Origin of the sequence: Paenibacillus sp. B2(2019), assembly GCF_008370385.1 — a bacterium.
GTDB lineage: Bacteria > Bacillota > Bacilli > Paenibacillales > Paenibacillaceae > Paenibacillus_AQ.
Genome location: NZ_VTZR01000024.1, coordinates 591,354 through 611,577 on the forward strand (window position 1 = coordinate 591,354; position 20,224 = coordinate 611,577).

General features: G+C 43.2%; 19 protein-coding genes. 16 read left to right on the top strand and 3 right to left on the bottom strand.

Annotated features, from left to right (window positions below; genetic code table 11):
- Positions 1-452 precede the first annotated feature (452 nt).
- The 11 genes from PAENI_RS23955 (at position 453) to PAENI_RS24005 (ending at position 12,880) form a co-directional block, all read left to right on the top strand.
- Positions 453-1,616: an ROK family transcriptional regulator gene (locus PAENI_RS23955; RefSeq protein WP_262495702.1), complete on the top strand. Its 1,164-nt coding sequence runs from the start codon at positions 453-455 to the stop codon at positions 1,614-1,616.
- 28 nt (positions 1,617-1,644) lie between these two features.
- Positions 1,645-2,649, top strand: a complete 1,005-nt coding sequence (locus PAENI_RS23960) for an asparaginase (RefSeq protein ID WP_149646901.1) — start codon at positions 1,645-1,647, stop codon at positions 2,647-2,649.
- Positions 2,650-2,738: 89 nt separating this feature from the next.
- Positions 2,739-4,343, top strand: a complete 1,605-nt coding sequence (locus tag PAENI_RS23965; RefSeq protein WP_149646902.1) for a glutathione ABC transporter substrate-binding protein — start codon at positions 2,739-2,741, stop codon at positions 4,341-4,343.
- Between the two features lie 113 nt (positions 4,344-4,456).
- Positions 4,457-5,380, top strand: coding sequence for an ABC transporter permease subunit (locus tag PAENI_RS23970; RefSeq protein WP_042189920.1), 924 nt, complete (start codon positions 4,457-4,459; stop codon positions 5,378-5,380).
- Between the two features lie 69 nt (positions 5,381-5,449).
- Positions 5,450-6,361: an ABC transporter permease gene (locus tag PAENI_RS23975; RefSeq protein WP_042189918.1), complete on the top strand. Its 912-nt coding sequence runs from the start codon at positions 5,450-5,452 to the stop codon at positions 6,359-6,361.
- Between the two features lie 13 nt (positions 6,362-6,374).
- Positions 6,375-7,376, top strand: a complete 1,002-nt coding sequence (locus PAENI_RS23980; protein WP_042189916.1) for an ABC transporter ATP-binding protein — start codon at positions 6,375-6,377, stop codon at positions 7,374-7,376.
- Positions 7,373-8,365, top strand: coding sequence for an ABC transporter ATP-binding protein (locus PAENI_RS23985; RefSeq protein ID WP_042189914.1), 993 nt, complete (start codon positions 7,373-7,375; stop codon positions 8,363-8,365). Before PAENI_RS23980 ends, PAENI_RS23985 begins: the two co-directional genes overlap by 4 nt.
- A 41-nt stretch (positions 8,366-8,406) precedes the next feature.
- Positions 8,407-9,861, top strand: a complete 1,455-nt coding sequence (locus PAENI_RS23990) for a M17 family metallopeptidase (RefSeq protein WP_149646903.1) — start codon at positions 8,407-8,409, stop codon at positions 9,859-9,861.
- Between the two features lie 24 nt (positions 9,862-9,885).
- The gene (locus tag PAENI_RS23995; protein WP_149646904.1) at positions 9,886-10,578 is read left to right on the top strand and encodes a copper homeostasis protein CutC; all 693 of its coding nucleotides are present in this window, start codon (positions 9,886-9,888) and stop codon (positions 10,576-10,578) included.
- Positions 10,579-10,605: 27 nt separating this feature from the next.
- Entirely contained in the window at positions 10,606-11,556 is a 951-nt protein-coding gene (locus PAENI_RS24000) for an ROK family protein (protein WP_149646905.1), read from the top strand.
- A 49-nt stretch (positions 11,557-11,605) separates the two neighbouring features.
- On the top strand, positions 11,606-12,880 hold the full coding sequence (locus PAENI_RS24005) for an alpha-L-fucosidase (protein ID WP_149646906.1): 1,275 nt from the start codon (positions 11,606-11,608) through the stop codon (positions 12,878-12,880).
- A 395-nt stretch (positions 12,881-13,275) separates the two neighbouring features.
- On the opposite strand, the gene PAENI_RS24010 is transcribed toward PAENI_RS24005, so the two are convergent.
- Positions 13,276-14,271, bottom strand: a complete 996-nt coding sequence (locus PAENI_RS24010) for an HAAS signaling domain-containing protein (protein WP_149646907.1) — start codon at positions 14,269-14,271, stop codon at positions 13,276-13,278.
- Positions 14,258-14,605, bottom strand: a complete 348-nt coding sequence (locus tag PAENI_RS24015; RefSeq protein ID WP_076129886.1) for a PadR family transcriptional regulator — start codon at positions 14,603-14,605, stop codon at positions 14,258-14,260. Before PAENI_RS24015 ends, PAENI_RS24010 begins: the two co-directional genes overlap by 14 nt.
- Before the next feature lie 529 nt (positions 14,606-15,134).
- Between PAENI_RS24015 and PAENI_RS24020 the strand changes: the two genes are divergently transcribed.
- From PAENI_RS24020 to PAENI_RS24040, 5 genes are all read left to right on the top strand, one after another.
- A complete protein-coding gene (locus PAENI_RS24020; RefSeq protein WP_042189900.1) occupies positions 15,135-15,602 on the top strand; it encodes a MarR family winged helix-turn-helix transcriptional regulator in 468 nt (155 codons plus the stop codon).
- Between the two features lie 96 nt (positions 15,603-15,698).
- Complete coding sequence (locus tag PAENI_RS24025) at positions 15,699-16,670, top strand: ring-cleaving dioxygenase (RefSeq protein WP_149646908.1); 972 nt, start codon at positions 15,699-15,701, stop codon at positions 16,668-16,670.
- A gap of 32 nt (positions 16,671-16,702) precedes the next feature.
- Positions 16,703-17,764 carry an LLM class flavin-dependent oxidoreductase gene (locus tag PAENI_RS24030; protein ID WP_188114662.1) on the top strand — a complete coding sequence of 354 codons (1,062 nt, stop codon included), beginning with the start codon at positions 16,703-16,705 and terminating at the stop codon, positions 17,762-17,764.
- Positions 17,765-17,779: 15 nt separating this feature from the next.
- Entirely contained in the window at positions 17,780-18,346 is a 567-nt protein-coding gene (locus tag PAENI_RS24035; protein ID WP_149646909.1) for an NADPH-dependent FMN reductase, read from the top strand.
- Positions 18,347-18,738: 392 nt separating this feature from the next.
- Entirely contained in the window at positions 18,739-19,824 is a 1,086-nt protein-coding gene (locus PAENI_RS24040) for a winged helix DNA-binding domain-containing protein (protein WP_149646910.1), read from the top strand.
- A gap of 61 nt (positions 19,825-19,885) precedes the next feature.
- On the opposite strand, the gene PAENI_RS32710 is transcribed toward PAENI_RS24040, so the two are convergent.
- On the bottom strand, positions 19,886-20,152 hold the full coding sequence (locus PAENI_RS32710; RefSeq protein WP_262495703.1) for a PH domain-containing protein: 267 nt from the start codon (positions 20,150-20,152) through the stop codon (positions 19,886-19,888).
- Positions 20,153-20,224 lie beyond the last annotated feature (72 nt).

Here is a 20,224-nt window from a genome sequence, read left to right on the forward strand (position 1 = left end):
TGCTTTTGATGCGGGTTCAATCTCCATTTCACTATCAATCCACGCACGACCCTTTTTCCAATATTCAGATTCACAAAACTTCTGCATCGATCCCAAACCTCTTTTTGTTTTTAAGATATTTCCTCCAACTCTAAATTAAGTTTTTCCTATTTATAGTTTCCGCTCGGTCTATTATGAGAGCGGTTTTGGTCTTTGGTGTTATGTTTGTGTTATGTATTTATTGGAGATTGTTATAAAAATCACATATTAAACGCTTTCATTTATTTCGAATAAAAAAATATGTCATTTATATTGACATACAATCAATGAGCCTTTATTATTAATCCCATCACTGGAGAAACTAAACTGAAATTTAATCAAATAATACATTAGCGTAGCTTAATTGGCAAATTTTTTCTTATTTTTATAGTTTTATTAGTTTGATTAATGCACTGAAGAAAATAATTAGGAGAATGTCTGTGAAAAAGCACGATCAGGATTTTATGAAGCGGCAAAATCGTTTGACGGTCTTCGAAATCATAAAAAATCAACAACCAATTTCTCGCGCTTCCATCGCCAAACAAACGGGTATGAGTCCTACAACTGTAAGTCGAATTGTTGGGGAATTAACTGAACAGGGCTATCTACTGGATTCGGATCAGGTATCGTCAGGATTAGGTCGGAAATCAACGTTGCTAGCTATGGTTGACGCTTCTGTATTGTCGGTTGGGGTTGAGCTGGATCGCAGTCTTATGATTGTAGGTATCGTAGATTTGCAAGGTAAGCTTCTCTGCAGCAAGCAATACCCGCGTACTCCGGACGAGAGTCCAGACAAGACATTGGAACGAATCAATGAAGCGATTGAACAACTGACGCAGCAGCATGTGATTGACAGAACACGTATCGTCGGTATTGGCGTTGGACTTCCTGGCATTGTGAATAACGAAGAAGGTATTGTTGTCTTCTCTGTTCAGCTTGGATGGAAGAATGTTGCCTTAGCAAAACACCTAAAGGAACTAACCGGTTTTGAAATTGCTGTAGATAATGAGTTGAAAGTTAGAGCTCTTGCTGAACACCTCAAGGGTGCTGCTGTTGGATCTGTCCGTACCGCACTATTGGGCTTCGGGCAAGGCGTTGGCTCGGCGATGATCCTTGAGGGAGAGATCTATCGCGGGGTGATGAACAGTGCTGGTGAAATAGGGCATACGACAGTAGATCCTAACGGAATGATGTGCGAGTGCGGTAAGGCGGGTTGCTTACAGACCTACATAAATATCAGTTCATTGTTGTCAGAAGCCAATCGGATTCGTCCGATTCGCACGATTGAGGAGTTATTTGAAGCAAAGGATGCAGGAGAGCATTGGGCGGTTCATTTGATCGAGCGTGCGCTCATGTATATGGCGATTACTATCAACAATGTCGTATGCATGTATAACCCCGATAGTGTGATCCTGAGTGGAGAACTCGTAGACAAATTCCCGGATATCTATGAAGCAGTTGAGAAGCTATATCTTTCACGCTTCACATGGGAACCCCTTCGTGGGTCTTTCTCCATTCATCGTTCGATGTTGAATGAGAATGGTGTAATTATCGGATCTGGACTACTATCGCAAAATCGTTTTTTCGCATTGGATTAAAATAATTACATCGAAGGAGGTTGTGCAGATGGGGTTTACAACATTAGTAGAAGAATATCGCGGTGGCTTACTGGAGAATGTCCATTATGGTGCAGTTAGCGTGGTCGATGAGAAAGGTAATATTTTGTATAAAGCAGGTAATCCGGAGCATATGACCTATCTTCGTTCAGCTGCTAAACCATTCCAAGCTTTACCGGTTATGAAGCGTCGGATCGATGAAGTTTACGGTTTGACAAGTAAGGAAGCCTCACTCTTTACTGCTTCGCATCGGGGAGAGGCCTTTCATATTGAAGCACTTGAATCTCTTTTTCAGAAAATGGGATTAAAAGAAGAGGGACTTCATTGTTGTTCTACATACCCACTGAATGAGGAAGCCAAGGCAGAACGCCATCGGGCGAATGAGCCCACTCGTAAAATCTTTCATAATTGCTCAGGTAAACATGCAGGGTTAATGGGCCTTAGCAAATATATGGGTTGGGATATAGATACTTATTATGATCCTAACCATCCCGTGCAACAGGAGATCATTGATATCATGGCTTATATCGCAGAAGTATCGAAGAAATCCATTCCTCAAGGGATTGATGGTTGTGGTCTTCCTATCTTCGCACTCCCTCTTCATAAAATCGCTTATTCATATTTAAAGCTAGCCTGTCCTGATTTGATTGAGAATACGGAAATACGTAACGCAGCTGCTGCGACTGCAAAGCTTATGAACGATAATCCGGTGATGATTGCAGATACGAAATTCGTCTGCTCAGAGCTACTAAAGGATGATAATCTGACGGCAAAGGGCGGCGCTAAAGGTGTATATGGGATTGGACTCCGAAAGGAGCGAATCGGTATCTCACTAAAAGTATCCGATGGTTCTGAGCAAGTCTGGCCTTGTATCATCGCATCGATTCTGGAACGTTTAGGCTATAGCAATCAAGATACGATTGATCGTTTATATGCACTCGTGCCGAACACTATTGTTAATGATGGCGGCACAGTTGTAGGCGAACGCCGTGCTGTATTCCAATGGGAAGTCTGATTATAAGGATCGAGAATAATCTTCAAGTCTCATGAATAATTGGACTGGGAGCTTTTCTAATACATCGTTTCTAAAGGGGAGTGTATAACATGAAAGTAAAAGGAAAAGTATGGTCAATGTTCATGCTGCTGCTTATTACAGTAGTAGTGACTGCAGGGTGCGGCAACAAAGCGAACAACGAGGGACAAGGCGGCAATACCGCTGGTGGAACTGAAACTAGCACCCCAACTACAAAAAATGATAAAGACATTGTAATTGCCATCAATTCTAACTTTATTACGCTGGACCCTCATAACGCAAGCGATACACATTCAATCAGCGCTGCCAGAACGATGTACGAAGGTCTAATGGGTTTTGATGAGAATATGAACGTAGTTCCTGTCCTTGCTGCTAGCCATTCCATAAGTGAAGACGGGTTGGTCTACACGTTCAACTTGCAAGAGAACATTAAATTCCAAGACGGTACTGACTTCAATGCTGAAGCGGTTAAAGTAAACATCGCCCGTATTCAAGATGAGAAGAACAATCTGAGACTGCGCAAAAGCTTTGCAAAGGTAGCCAAAGTGGAGACTCCTGATGCCAAAACCGTGGTTATTACACTCAGCGAGCCATACAACGCATTTTTAAATAAAGTAGCTATGGCACCTATTATTAGCCCGAAAGCTTTAGAAGAAAACGGAGCTGATATTTCGAAAAAACCTGTAGGAACGGGTCCGTTTAAGTTCAAAGAATGGGTGCAAGGTGATCGTCTAGTTGTTGAGAAGAATCCGGATTACTGGCAAAAGGACTTGCCGAAAGTGGATAGTATAACCTTTAGACCCGTACCAGAGAATGGATCACGGATTGCGATGCTGAAGACTGGTGAGGCTGATTTCATTTATCCAATGCCTACCGAGCAAGTATCCGAGGTTGAAGGCCTTGAAGGAATTACTATAGATACCATCGATTCAACCATTGTTCGTTATGTAACTTTGAATACGATGAAGAAACCTTTCGATGATGTAAAGGTACGTCAAGCCATTAACTATGCTATCAACAAAGATGCGTATATCAAGGTGGTGAAATCGGGTCTTGGCGCTAAGCTTGATTCCACGATGTCATCCAAAACACAATATTATTCCCCACAAACAGGTTATGACTATGACATTGAAAAAGCTAAGCAACTGCTTGCTGAAGCGGGTTATCCAGACGGATTCGAAACCGAAATTTGGGGTGAGAATGAATCTGAAACTATGAAGGGTATGCAATTTATCCAACAACAGCTAGCGCTTGTAGGCATTAAAGTAGAAGTGAAGTCCATGGAAGGCGGTACTTTATCCGACCAAATTAACGCTGCTAAAACACCTGAAGAAGCAAAAATTCAAATGTGGTATGTCAGCTGGTCTCCATCCTCCGGTGATGCAGATGGTGCTACTAGAGGTTTGTTCAGTAGTGAAATGTTCCCACCAGCTGGCTCGAATACAGCTTATTATAAAAATGAAAATGTAGATAAATGGATTGCTGAAGCAAACAAATCTGTTGATCCGGAAGCGGCTAAATCCATTTATGCAAATATTCAAAAAACAGTATGGGAAGATGCTCCGTGGGCATTCATGGGCGTTGACCAAATCATCTCAGGCAAAAGATCAAATCTGGAAGGTGTCAAAGTCTTCCCGGATGGTTCCATTAATGTCCTAAATGCAGAAGTGAAATAATTCAAGTCAAACGCAAGATTTAATTTCCCAAGAATTGAACGAGGCCGCTTCTTAAGAATGGTAGGAAGCGGCCTCAACTAAATCATTTGTCGATACTGAAGGGGGCTTATGAGTTGGGTAGATATGCTTTACAAAGACTCCTCGGGGTTATTCCGTTGCTATTCATTGTATCGGTATTAGTCTTTCTGTTTATTCACTTAATTCCGGGCGATCCGGCCCGGCTTATTGCGGGTAAAGACGCCACACTTGAAGAGATTCATGGCATTCAAGAGCAACTAGGTCTCAATCTGCCGCTGTGGAATCAATACATAAACTACATGAGCGATCTACTAAGTGGTAATCTGGGCAATTCGATTCGATCAGGGATTCCAGTAACCGATATGCTAGAAAGTAGAATAATGCCTACCTTGTGGTTAACGTTTCTCAGCATGGCTTGGGCGCTTGTCATTGGTCTTCTAATTGGTGTTATTTCAGCGGTTTATCGTAATAGATGGCCTGATCACTTAGGCACATTGACAGCCATTTCGGGGATGTCGATTCCTGGATTCTGGTTAGGTTTGGTACTCATTCAAATTTTCTCGGTAGAGCTTGGCTGGTTTCCGACCGGTGGTGTAGATTCCTGGAAGTCGTATATTCTTCCTTCCATTACACTTGGAATGGGAATTATGTCGATGCTGGCTCGTTACTCACGGTCATCGATGCTAGAAACGTTACGGGAGGATTATATCCGTACTGGACGTGCGAAAGGCTTACGCGAGTATGTTGTTATTAGCAGGCATGCGCTGCGCAATTCTCTTATACAGGTCGTTACTGTAGCTGGACTTCAATTTGGGTTCTTGCTTGGTGGATCGGTAATGGTTGAGACAGTGTTCAGTATTCCTGGCCTTGGTAGACTGCTGGTGGATTCCATTTTGTTCCGGGATTATACAGTTATTCAAGCTTTGCTGCTGCTGTTTTCAACACAATTTATCCTTATCAATTTAATTGTAGATTTATTGTATGGCGTACTCAATCCGAAAATCAGGTTTTCTCAGTAAGCTAGAGTAACTGAGAGGCAGAATTACGATAGTTTTCTATAGGGTGAATATAGGATTAGGAGGGATATCATGAGCGACAATTCGGCGGTAATGGGAACTAATTCTCCTATACCCGGAGAGGTAATAGCCCCGGAGAAAACAAAAGGCCGCGCGGGTGTTTTTATTCGCAAGTTCAGCAAACAAAAGATGCCCCTTGTGGCTGCATTTTTTATCATATTGCTTTTTTTAATTGCCATTTTCGGGCCATTTCTGACCCCTTATAATCCTGATGAACCGAACTATGATGCGCTAATGCAGGGTCCGTCTGCCAAGCATTGGGCGGGAACAGATGAATACGGCCGTGATATTCTAAGTCGCTTAATTGATGGTACAAGGTTGACTTTGGCGGTCAGTCTGAGCTCCGTATTGATTGCAGGTGTACTTGGAACCATCCTTGGTCTTGTCAGTGGATATTATGGCGGTTGGCTGGATCGGATTATTATGCGTGGCAGTGACGTATTGTTCTCATTCCCTGATTTACTGCTTGCCATTGGGATCGTCGCTATACTTGGGCCTGGTTTATCCAACGTTGTGATTGCCGTTGCAGTCTTCGGTACACCCTCGTTCGCCCGCATTATTCGGAGCGTAACATTGTCTGCGAAGGAAACATTGTTTGTTGAAGCTGCCCGTTCAATGGGTGCAAAGAATCGCAGAATCATTTGGCGACATATTTTTCCTGAAACAGTCCCTAGTATCATCGTTAATCTATCCATGAAAATTGGCGGGGCAATCTTAGCCGCTGCGTCACTGAGCTTTCTTGGAATGGGTGCGAAGCCAACGGAGCCCGATTGGGGGGCAATGTTAAGCATGGGGCGCGATTATTTAAGTATAGCTCCACATATCGTTTATTTTCCGGGTTTAGCTATATTTTTGACAGTACTTGCATTTAACCTGGTCGGGGACGGACTGCGCGATGCTCTTGATCCCAAAATGAAAAACTAAGGAGGGACAAGACATGACTCAAAATTTGCTGGAAGTACAAGGGCTGAAAACGGAGTTCAAACGCGGCGATGGAAGTATAACGGCAGTTGCAGGTGTTGACTTTGTGATTAAGAAAGGTGAAGTGCTGGGTCTAGTTGGAGAATCCGGCTGTGGCAAAAGCGTTACCTCACTGTCGATTATGCGGCTCCTTAAGGATACGCCAGGCCGAATTTCTGGCGGTTCTGTTCGTTTCGAGGGAACGGATCTGACAAAGGTTACGGACAAAGAGATGCGCCAGATACGGGGAAATGAAATGGCGATGATTTTTCAGGAGCCGATGACTTCGCTTAATCCTGTGCTGAAGATTGGTTTGCAATTGATGGAGCCGATAATGTTGCATTTGGGTTATGGTCGGAAGAAGGCTCGTGAACATGCCATTCATATGTTGCGGTTAGTTGGTATACCACGTGCGGAAGACTTGGTGGATGAATATCCGCATCAGCTCTCTGGCGGTATGAGGCAGCGTGTAATGATTGCGATGGCGATGTCTTGCCACCCGAAACTGCTGATTGCAGATGAACCAACAACGGCGCTTGATGTAACGATTCAAGCTCAAATCCTTGATCTAATGAAGCACCTGAAAGAAGAACAGGATATGGGAATGCTACTCATAACCCATGACCTTGGTGTAGTAGCAGAACTATGCGACCGTGTAGTCGTTATGTATGCTGGTCGTGTAGTGGAGGAAGCTTCCGTTCATGAGCTATTTGCAAGACCGCAGCATCCATATACGAAGGGATTAATTCAATCCGTTCCTAAGCTGCGTCAAAACGTACGTCGCTTGGATTCCATTAAAGGGAATGTACCTGATCTATCACAAATGCCAGCAGGTTGTAAGTTTGCGCCACGCTGCGATTATGTCACAGAGCGTTGTCTCTCGCAGGAGCCAGAGTTACTCCCGATTGAGGGACTAGAGCGAAAGAGTCGTTGTTGGCTTACACAGCAGGAGAACACGGAAGGAGGGGAACGTTTGTGAAGGAGACTCCACTCATTGAAGTTAAAAGTCTGAAAAAGTTTTTTTCGGTGAAGAAGGGCTTTTTCGGAACTACTAGATATTTGCACGCAGTTGATGGGATCTCATTCGCTATACGTAAAGGAGAAACGTTCAGCCTTGTGGGTGAAAGTGGCTGTGGTAAATCTACTACGGGTAGATTAGTGACTCGCTTGCTGGAGCCGAATGACGGTGAAGTGTGGTTTAAGGGTCAAAATATTAGCCATATCTCAGACAATCAAATGCGGCCTATTCGTAAAGATATACAGATGGTGTTCCAAGACCCCTATGCTTCGCTTAATCCACGGATGAAGGTGAAGGATCTTGTGGCTGAACCTCTGCTCATTCATACAAAGCTCTCGTCCAAAGAACGGGATAAACTAGCATGCGAGTTACTAGAGACAGTGGGATTGAATAGTATCCACGCCGAGCGCTACGCTTTTGAGTTCAGCGGTGGACAGCGACAACGGATTGGAATCGCCAGGGCGTTGTCTGTTCGCCCAAGCTTAATCGTGGCAGATGAGCCTGTGTCAGCACTGGATGTTTCAATTCAGTCACAAGTGCTAAATCTGTTGCAGGATCTGCAGGAAGAGTATGGCCTGACATATTTATTCATTTCACATGATCTAAGTGTTGTTGAGCATATTAGTGATCGAATCGGAGTTATGTATCTTGGTTCGCTCGTAGAGACGGCGGATAAGGATACCTTGTATGATCGTCCAATGCATCCATACACACAAGCACTTCTATCTTCTGTACCTGTACCCGATCCTACCTTAAAGAAGGAGCGCATTATTCTGAAGGGAGATCTTCCAAGTCCGGTTGATCCACCGTCGGGATGCCGTTTTCATACAAGATGTCCTTCCTGTATGGAAATCTGTAAGCAGCATGTTCCGATATTCCGAGAAGTCGAACCAGGTCATGAGGTTGCGTGTCATTTATTTGATGAAGAAATGCTGAAATTAGAGCGGTAACTGAAATTGTGAGATAACTTTACGGAAAAGAAGGGACAGCGATGAATATCTTATTCGATTCCGCTAATGTGGCGGATACTATTGTCTATTTAGCTTATGACGAGGAGTCTTTTCCTTTTAAGCTGGGAGCGCCCCACAAACAGTGCAGCAGCGTGACTTGGTTACATGCTCGCACTGAGGAAGAGTCTGATGTGTTAGCGGTAGGAATGGGAAAGCGCAAGGATATTACGCTTGAGAGGATTCGCCGAGCGGGTGGAGCTGCTGCTCGTGCAATTCTGAATGAAGGACGCAGTAGTGCTACGCTTGTTCGCTTAGCATCCAAGGCTATAAATAGGAATAAGGATATTACTGCTGCTGATGAATTACAAGCTTGGATGGAAGGTTGGATTCTCGGCTTGTACCGTTTCCAAACTTATCGGGGAACTACCAAGGTGGAAGGTTCTGTTGATTTACAGCTTCAATCGATAGATTGGCCTGAGCTGTCATCGATTGAATTGGAAGCTGTACGGGTTTCTGCACAGATACGCGCTGAAGGAGCTGTAGTTGCTCGCGATCTTGTGAATGAGGTACCTGGGACACTGAACCCTGATCGTTTTGCGGAATGGATGGCAGAATTTTTCGACCGTGATGATGATGCTTTGAAAGTCCATATCTATCGAGGACAGGAGCTCGTGGAACTTCAGATGAATGGGTTGCTCGCAGTTGGAGCGGGGAGTAAGCACGCTCCAGCCCTAGTTGAAATTCGTTACAAGAGTAACCCTGAATTACCGATGTTAGCACTGGTAGGTAAAGGTGTAACCTTTGACTTAGGCGGCATGAATGTGAAGACGGCTAGCGATATCAGCGATGCACGCATGGATATGGGCGGTGCGGCTGCTGTTATTGGGGCTATGGATATTTTGATACGGAAGCGTGCCAATGTAAATGTGACCGCACTTATTCCAGTCGTTGATAATGTGCCAGATGCTGAGGCGATGTTACCTTCGTCAGTTATCCGCTACCCTAACGGGGTAACTGTTCAGGTTGCGAATACGGATGGCGAGGGTCGACTTATCATAGCGGATGCGCTTATTCATGCCGCGAATATCGGAGCAAACCAAGCTGTTGATATCGCTACCCTAACTGGAAATGTCGGTGCGGCGCTCGGATTAGGCATCGCGGGCATATGGGGCGATGCAGATATAACGCAGAGCCTGGTTGAGATCGGGGAGCGCAATGGAGAACGACTGTGGCCCATGCCGTTAATGGATGAATATGAAGCAGATCTCCGGAGTAATTATGCTGATCTCCGCAATGTTAGTACTTCCCCCTTTGCAGGTGCGATTACAGCAGCCCTGTTTATTCGGCACTTTGTAGCAGAATCGATGAGCTGGGTTCATATTGATATGGCTGGGACAGTACAGTACAAACAGGATATAGGGTACTCAGAAGCTGGAGCGACGGGATATGGTGCACGCCTCCTCGCCGATTATGTCATGAAGCAAGTGCATCATTAACAACTGGAAGAGTGGGTGAAAGTTATGAGATTGGAAATCATCGCTACTTGTATGGATGATGCTCTGACGGCTGAGGCGAATGGCGCAGATCGTCTTGAGCTCATTACTGCCATTACGGAAGGGGGATTAACACCAGGAATAGGGTTGGTGGAGCAGGTAGCCAAATCGGTTAGCATTCCTGTCTTTGTTATGGTCCGTCCGCACAGTCGATCATTCAACTATTCCAAGGATGATATTTTGACCATGGCTGCAGAGATTAGGCAGATTGCAGCCAGCGGTGCTTCGGGAGTCGTTCTTGGCGCATTAACACCGGAAAAAAAGATCGATGAGCGTGCGCTTGAAACATTATTGCCGTTGACAAATGGCTTACAAGTAACCTTCCATCGTGCTTTTGACGAGCTGGAGGACCAAATTGCAGGTTATCGAACGCTTTGTAATTACCCGCAAATCACTCGTATACTTACCTCTGCTGGACCAGGTCCGGCACCTGAAGCCATTCCCGCTATGCGTAGGCTAGTAGAGGAATCAAGAGGTAGTTCGATAAGTATATTGGCTGGAAGTGGTTTGAAGCCAGAAGGTATTACATCGTTTATTCAACAGACCGGAGTCACAGAAGTACATTTTGGATCGGCTGTTCGTCATGGCAAAGACGCTTTGTCGCCAATCGATCCAGTAGCCCTGCGGGCGTTAGCTAAGGATATTCATTCGAACGGCTAATAATAGATAGTGAAAAGGTGAATGGTTATGCATAAGGCTGAGAGCTATGTAGTAGGAATTGATTTAGGCGGAACAAAAATTGCCGCAGCATTATTCGATTCAAAGGGTACCGTGTTGAATCGGGAATTAATGGAGACAGCTGGCGCGCGCACCGCTGAAGAGGTGGTGCAGCGAATGATTGGAATGATCCGCTCTGTATCCGAAGGACGACCGCTGATTGGTGTCGGATTGGCTTCTCCCGGAGCTGTGAATAGCCAGGATGGAATTGTAATTCACGGTACCAATCTTCCTGAATGGGATAATGTTCCACTGAAACATTGGATGGAGTCAGAACTTGGCATAGAAGTGAAAGTGGTAAACGATGCGAACGCAGCGGCTTGGGGTGAGTATGTAAGAGGAGCTGGCAAAGGCTCGAACAACATGGTGTATGTTACCTTCAGCACAGGAATTGGAGCTGGAATTGTCATGGATGGCGAGCTGCTGCTCGGCACGAACTCATTTGCAGGAGAGCTCGGTCATAATATTATCGACCCGAACGGAACAGAATGTAGCTGTGGAAGATATGGATGCTGGGAAGTATTCGCTTCGGGCACAGCGATTCGTGACATGGCACTGCGGAGTATGGAGAGCAGAACGTCGATGATTGCGGAGCTGGCTAGTAGAAGTGGTGAAAAGATTAATTCTCGACATGTCTTTGAAGCGATGGCACTAAAAGATCCGGTGGCTGTCGAGGTGATTGAGCGGACGATTCATTATATGGCGATTGGACTAGCCAATGCGGTACATACGTTTAATCCTGATCGCATTGTAATCGGTGGAGGCGTAAGCAAAGCAGGTGAACTACTGTTTCCGGCGCTGAGAGAGAAAACAGAGGAACTTGTCATGAAGCCGTATAAAGGAACTTATACTATTGAATCAGCAGGTCTGAGGGATGATGTAGGTCTTATAGGCGCTGCAGCATTATTTCATACCGTCTAGACTATCTGAACTATTTATCAAAGCTAGCGAAAACGGAGGGGCTGAAGAGATGGGTACAAGAGAAGAAAGAACGAGATGGTTCTTACAGGATAGATTCGGTATGTTCATTCATTGGGGATTATATTCCATTCCAGCACGAGGTGAGTGGATTCGTGGAAACGAGCGAATGAGTAGAGAGCATTATATGACGTATTTCGATGAATTTGACGCATCTCGATATGACCCGAAGAAGTGGGCCAGCGCAGCAAAAGCAGCGGGGCAGAAGTATGCGGTTCTTACGACCAAACACCACGACGGATTCTGCTTGTTTGATAGCAAGCTAACAGATTTTAAAGCGACTAACACGCCTGCTGGACGTGATCTCGTTCGAGAATATGTAGACGCTTTCCGGGCGGAAGGTATTGCTGTAGGTCTGTATTACTCTATTATTGATTGGCATCATGATGACTACCCTGGATATGGTGATAAAGCGCATCCGGATCGGGATAACGAAGCGGCTAAAGACAAGCCGATTGATTTTGATCGATACTTGGAGTATATGCATGGACAAGTGAAGGAACTGTTGACGAATTACGGCAAAATCGATATCATGTGGTTTGACTTCTCCTACGACAATATGACCGGAGAGAAATGGAAAGCAACGGAGCTAATCCGTATGATTCGCTCTATCCAGCCGGATATTATTATCGACAATCGTTTGGGTGGGAATATCCGCGCGGCCGAGCCAGAAGAATATGCTGGAGATTTCTTTTCTCCAGAGCAGATCATTCCTCCCGGTGGCATTGTTGACGTGAATGGTCAATCCATTCCATGGGAAGCATGCATTACGCTTAATGATAACTGGGGTTACCATTCCGAAGATAAAAATTATAAATCAACCCAGCAGGTCATTCGCTCAATGGTCGAATGTATCAGCAAGAATGGCAACCTCCTCCTTAATGTTGGACCAGATGCTAAGGGTGAAATGACAAGGGAATCACTGGTTATCCTTGACGAAGTTGGGGAGTGGATGCGCCTTAATGGCGATAGTATTTATGGATGCGGGAAGTCTTCGCTGCCTAAGCCAGAGTGGGGACGTTATACGCAAAAGGGCAACAAGTTGTATGCGCACGTCTACGACCGTGGAATTGGCCCGATCTATTTCCAAGGCCTGAAAGGGAAAGTTAAAAAGGCTAGATTACTACGTGATGGTACCGAGCTAAAGGTGGAGGTGCCGTGGATGGCTGAGGAATATTCGGATGTTGACGGTGGAGCGTTTATTACATTAAAAGGGGCTAAGCTTCCCGACGAGATGGATACAGTTATTGAGCTTGAGCTTCTTTAATTAAACCAGATAGAGTGTCCCATAAGTCATGAATGGCTGCTGGGGCACTCTATTGTTTTTTGATTGATTCCTATAATAATTACGACATATACAAAGTACCTATCGGGCACAGATGACTCTAATCGAAGTATTATTGCATTTTTGGGATGTTAACGGACCGTATAGTCACTATTGGTATGAAAAACACCATTTATGAACCTCTTTCAATGGAATAGCTGCGCTGGAGTCCGAAACTCTGTTTGAAAGGCTGGAAATTCGCAAATAACGTCCTCTGGGTCCGTAACACTTAGAGGGTGCTGACTGACACTGTGAAAGCTGTTGAAGCAGGCAGCCAACGAATCAGAATACAAAGCGGCGATTCTCCAAATAACAGGAGAATCGCCGTTCTGTGCATACTAAAGGCGAGCCTTGCGGAAGCCTTCATATATATTGAGAACCGCAACTAAAATCAGGCAAGCAATTCCCCCACCTACTAACCACGTTTCAAACTGGTTAGCTGTAGTGGTTAATAAATTAGACATGTAGTTAATGAATTCTTGGTTAAATACATTCGGATTTATAAGGATAATAGCGAATACAATAAGCACAATGAGCTCGAGGGCCGTATTACATAATGCTAATTCTCTAGTCCATTGTCTCTTGATTAATTTATATATAGTTAATGCGACTTCTAATCCGATCACAATAAGAATAATAGGCCAATAATCAAGTAACACATGCTGATTAAAAGCTGGGGCTACGAAGTTAAGTGCGCCTTCACCGCCTCTATAGACTCTGATCAGGTGTTCAGCATTAAAATAAACAGTAGCCCAAATGGCAGTCCACAGTAAACTTCCGAACACTTCGAAGCTTGTAATTGCTTTTTTCTTATGGACAAGCGCGATATCCTTCAAATCATCAGGAGTCCATTTCCTTAATTTTGTAGTAAGTGGATGACCTTCCTTTCCTTTATCCGCCCGTTCGATAATAGCGAACACAACAGTTATCCAAAAAAAGACTTGGATTCCTACTTCAAGGAAGGTTCCAATTCCTGTACTTATAACTGCAGTAACAATATCCGCAACTGTTTTATCGCCGCTATAGCCAATCAAGTAATCAGCAACCAGAGCGATTAAAGAAACAACTACAGCGATGGGTATAATCATTTTTAATAACGTAACATATAAATCGAAATAGCGTGGGCCGATGAGATACATGGGCTGATCGCGGTACTCACTAGCTAAAATAGCTGGATTGCCCAATTTTGCAAGGACGGCTTTTACCTCTTTTTCGTCATAATCATCCGGTAACATATCCTCGATGGTTGATCGTAATTCTAATGCGATGTCTTCCCGATTTTGTTCCGGTAACCTCCGAGTAACTTCATGAATGTAAATCTCAATCAGCTTCATGGTCATCCTCCCCTTGTAATAGGCCGTAGAGTTCTTTCGAATTCTTAAGCCATTCTTCCTTTAGCTGTAAAAAAATTTCTACGCCATAGTCACTTAGAACATAATACTTACGGGGTCTGCTCTCGGATGTGTCCCAGCTGCTCGTCACTAATTCCTGTTTCTCTAATCGGCGAAGTAATGGATATAGGGTGCTTTGATCGATGATGATGCTGGATTCCTCCAACAATTGAACGAGCGAATATCCATACTGGGGTGTTCGTAATTGACTTAAAACGGCTAGCGTTAACGTACCTCTTCTAAGCTCTGTGATTAAAGAATTTAATAAAGTACTCATTCACCCACCTCATTATTTAAAATATAAGGATTTATAATCTCTTATAAATTGTTCTTATATTTTTGGTTTAAACGCTTGCTGTCCTTGAGAGGACGTCGAAGCCGCTTATACTTACTATGTGTCATACAGTATTCGATCTATACTATGCATCATACACTATTGTTGTTCTAACATCAATTGAATAAAATAATCTTCTAAGAAATAAATAAGAAAATTTTTCTATTTTGTGAAGCAGTTTGATTAAAAGGAGGTTGTGAAATGATTCCATTTTTTAGTGACATCCCGAATGCTTCTACATGGGAGGTAGTTGAACCGGTTCATAAGGGTTGGTCAAAGGGAAGTTACTAATATGCTGAGCCGAGCGGAGAGTGTTCTGGAGTGGTATGATGATTTTCAAACCTATATTCCGAAGTGGTATTTGGCAAGCGTGTAGGATTTCTACTGAGCTTGACTCCTCGTCAGTTTACTAGTATACTCATATTAACAAATCAAATAACACATAAAATAAACAAACGATGGACGTGACCAAATGAGAAACAATGGATTCACTGAAGATAACCAATTAAGCTTATTGATCTGGTTGCGGCTGGTTAGGGTTTATGAGAATAGTAACGATCTTTCCAATGAATTCTTGAAGCAATTTAACTTAACAGTTAATCAATTCGATACCTTGGTACAAATATTATTACATCAGCCTGTAACACAGATGGAAATTGCCGAGCATCTAACCATTACTAAAGGTGGGGTATCCCATATGCTTGGCAGATTAGAGAAGGAAGGATGGATTGAACGCAAACAGGATTGGAAAGTGAAGTACATTACTTTAACGGAAAAGGGCCAAACACTTATTGAGAAGGTACTGCCCTTGCAATCGGATTTCCAAGCCTCGTTATTCGATCCACTGACAGATGAGGAGAAGAAAGTGTTTTACAGCATGCTTAAAAAGATTCATCGCCATAGCCAAGATGAGAATCGACTCCCGCGAGGTGTTCAGTAGTGTCGCAAAAGCTTTATTGATAATAAAGCTTACTTTTTTCCTTATCAGTATACTAGTAAACTTAAATTCGACAAAACTCATTAGGAGGTTTTTAAAATGAAACAACAACCCATAAACGGACAACATCATGTGTCTATGCTTACTAAGGACGCTAAACAAAACTTATGGTTTTATACAGAGGTACTGGGACTGAGACTTGTAAAGAAAACGGTCAATCAAGATGATCCATCCATGTACCATCTATTTTATGGAAATCGTAATGGTGCTCCTGGAACCGAAGTATCTTTCTTTGAAATGCCAAATGCAGGTCAGACCCGCAAAGGGACGAACAGTATTAGCTCTTTCTCTCTTCTTGTTCCTAGCGATGAAGCCTTGTCATATTGGGCTAGTCGATTAGATTCTTTTGAAGTTCCTCATGAAGCGATTGTAAGTATCGGGGAACGTAAGTCGCTTACTTTTTATGATAGAGATGAATTGACGGTCCATTTAGTATCGGCTGAAAAAGATAACGGTATCGAGCTAGTTGAACCGTGGATTACAGAAGACATCCCTCCAAAGTATGCCATCGTTGGGTTAGGACCCGTTGAATTGACTGTACGTGAGGCTGGCCGCACAAAGACGGTTTTGGAAGATATCTTGGGCTATACACAAGTTCGGACAGTACCCTCCATGGGTGATTCCAAGATTATGGTAGATATATATGAAACGGGGAAGGGTGGTTTATACACCGAGCTCCACGTTAAAGAAATAAATGATAAAGATCGGGAGAGACCGGGTAAAGGGAGCATCCATCATGTGGCTATAAGAGTGAAGGATTTCGAAGAACTAACCGAATGGGCCGCCAAGATCACTGCTGCAGGCTTTAAAAATACAGGGGTCATTGATCGTTATTACTTCCATTCCTTGTATTTCCGGGATCCGAACCATATTCTTTTTGAGCTTGCTACAGATGGCCCGGGATTTGAGATTGATGAAACTTTTGACGCGCTAGGAGAGAATTTGACCTTACCTTCATTTCTGGAAGAACGTCGTGAAGAGATTGAATCGAAGCTTCATCCTATCCGCTAAACCTAATACAACTATGAAAAGAGGACATAATCATGATGGAACAATATAGAATCGATGAGAAAAAAGGGTTGGAGCTAGGTTTATACACGTTAGGTGATCACACCACAGACGCCTTAACAGGAAAAGCAATTAGTGAACGACAACGGATTCAAGAGATCGTAGCTGCTGCCAAATTAGCTGAGGATGCTGGATTAGATGTATTTGGGGTAGGCGAGAGTCATCAACCGAAATTCATTACCTCAGCTGCCTCGGTTGTCCTTGGAGCCATTGCAAATGCAACCGAACGTATAAAGCTTGTCAGTTCAGCAACTGTACTAAGTACAGCAGATCCTGTACGTGTATATGAGGACTTTGCAACATTGGATTTGTTATCAGGCGGTAGAGCAGAGATTGTTGCTGGACGTGGATCGCGTCTCGGGGCCTATGAACTTTTTGGTTATGACGTAAGAGATTATGAAGAATTGTTCGAAGAGAAAATTGAATTGCTCATGAAAATAAATGAGTCCGATCGTATAACGTGGGAAGGGAAATTCCGCCCTGCATTAAATGATATGGAAATCTTCCCTAAGCCCTTAAATGGAAAGTTACCAATTTGGCGAGCGGTTGGGGGACCTCCAGCAAGTGCAATTAAGGCGGGAAGAATGGGGATCCCGATGATGCTGACCACCCTTGGTGGACCGTCATCTGCCTTTAAAGGTTCTGTAGACGCGTATCGTATGGTTGCTGCAGAGTCAGGGTTTAATCCAGCAGACCTTCCCATCAGCACAACTTCTTTAATGTATATTGATCCGGACTCACAAAAAGCATTCCGCGATTATTATCCATATATCAATCACTTGATGAAAGAGCTTCGTGGGTCTTACTATCCGAAAGAACAATTTGCGGAAGCGATGAGTGTGAGAAATGCACTGCTCGTGGGAAGCCCGCAACAAATTGTGGAGAAAATCCTCTATCAACATGAGATGTATGGCCATAATCGTTTTCTAGCTCAGATTGATGTCGGTGGGTTACCTTATGCTCAAGTGGAACAAATTATTGAGCTGTTCGCATCTGAAGTAGCACCAGCCGTAAGACGTGCTACAGCTAAGAAATAAGAAAGAGGGGATAGTATGAAGATCATTGGGATTTCAGGATCCATTGTTGGATCGAAGACTAGAATTGCTGTACAGCAAGCACTTAACAACATCATAGAAAAGCATCCGGATTTCGAAGTAGAACTAATTGATCTAGGAGATTATAAGCTGGAATTTAGTGATGGACGCAGCTACATGGATTATACAGGTGATACCAAAGTTGTTCTGGAGAAAATCATGGCCGCCGATGCATATATCATAGGCACCCCAGTTTTTCAAGCTTCGATTCCAGGAACACTTAAGAATCTATTTGATTTACTCCCGGTTAATGGGTTTAAGGATAAAGTTATCGGTATTGTAGTAACTGCAGGTTCTTCAAAACATTACTTAGTGGCAGAACAACAACTGAAACCGATCCTCTCTTATATGAGAGCGGTGGTGGTTCCAAAGTATGTTTTTATTGAAGAGAAACAATATGACCGGAAAGTAATTGTGGATGATGATATTATTTTTAGACTGAATCGACTAGCTAATGAATTGGTGAACACCACGAATGCGATGCAGCAAGTGAAGCAAGCGGAAGAAGAAGCGTTTTTCTTTTAAAAAGAAGGGCTCTGTTTAAGAAAATACCTTCAGCCTGTAATATAAAAGGGTATTTTATCCCTAACGTTGTATTTCGTGCAACAGAATGGATCCAAAAGAAAGGGGATCTGAATTCTGTTGCATTTTTTACAATTAAATATAGGTTAAAACTCTTTTTTGAAGGTTTTCAGCAAATTCTAATGTACGAAGTGCAACAGAAACCTTTTTTGAGGTCTGTATATGATTTTCTATTGCACATTATGCAATGAAATGGAGTTCATATTCTAATTTAATCTCGTATTTCAATAGAATCAATAGTAATATCGACATAGACATGAGCAAGAACTTAATCATTTTGTTAAATAACTGGAAGTATATAATTTGAGGATTCATTTCTGAAAAGGGGGAGTAGTGTGACGAATAACCTTATTGCAAATAGTAGGTTGTATAATCAAATGATTGCAGGCTCTTTACATCACACACCAGAGCAGGTCGTGAAAAAAATGGGGGCTATGCAAGCGCAAGACTATATGCAGGCGGTTTGGGCCATCGGACTACGTTCTCCTGCTACGAAATTAGCTGATATAGAGCGTGCAATCGCTGACCGTAAGATTATTCTTACTTGGACGCTGCGAGGTACGCTTCATTTCGTCCCAGCAGAAGATGTAAAATGGATGCTACAGCTCTCTGCACCACGTTTAGCTTCACAAACGAAGCGGCGAATGGCTGAGCTTGGACTTGATGATCAGACACTGGAGCGCTGTAGAGAAATTATTGTGGATGCTCTAAAGGGCGGGAAGCAAATGGATCGTTCGGTCCTACTTCAGCTAATAGAAGAGGAAGGCATCCACACGGGGAATCAACGCGGTTATCACATGCTCTGGAATATTGCCTATCAAGGACTGATTTGTTTTGGTCCGATGAATGGTAAACAGCAAACGATTGTATTGTTAGAGGAATGGGTGCCAGATTGCCGAGAGCTATCTTACGAACAATCGTTGCAAGAACTCGCATTACGGTATTTTACAGCCCGTGGATTGGCGACCGTTCAGGACTTCGCTTGGTGGGCAGGCATAACCCTTACAGATGCCAGACGAGGGCTAGAATCTGTGAAAAAAGAACTTCAATCGACAGATATAAATGGCAGTGAGTATTGGATGTCTAACCATCGAGTAGTTTCAGCGGATGAAGAGTCAGGTATCTATTTACTTCCAGGTTTCGATGAGTACATTCTTGGTTATAAAGACCGGAGTGCTGTACTTGAACCTGAGACGGCTCCTTTAATTGTTCCTGGCAACAACGGTGTTTTCCTGCCTATGATTGTTGTTGGTGGCCAAGTTATAGGTACATGGAAACGTTCGATTAAGAAAAAAGGAATTGAGATAGTCATTCATCCATTTAGAGAGCTTGGAAATGCTGAAGAAGCTGTGTTTAAAGCTGCTGAAAGATATGCTGCTTTTATTGACCTGCCGATACTGAAAATAAATGTAGTTAGTTAATTAATGTACAAACCTTTCCAAGTGCCGTTTGGAATATCATGTTCTGAGAATCATAAGGTTTTTAGTGCAAATGAAATCCATAAGGTAAGATAAGAATTGATCCGGATAAGTCTTGATTCTGAATATAGAATGCAATCTGTAAGTTGTTGGATTTATGGTGATCAATAAGAATTAATCTATCATCTGTAATAATGAATGCATCACGGATCAACTTAAAGCCCATTTGAATTTCTTCCTGAGGCATAAGATAAGCTCCGTATTGACTCTTTAATTCTGGAATGGTTACCTCTGAATAGTTTCCCAATAAGCCGCCCAAAACATTGCCCATTAAATTCCCTCCTGATTGTAGTTCCTAATTGTGGATGTAGGAGAAACTGTATTTAGTAAAAATCAAAAAGAC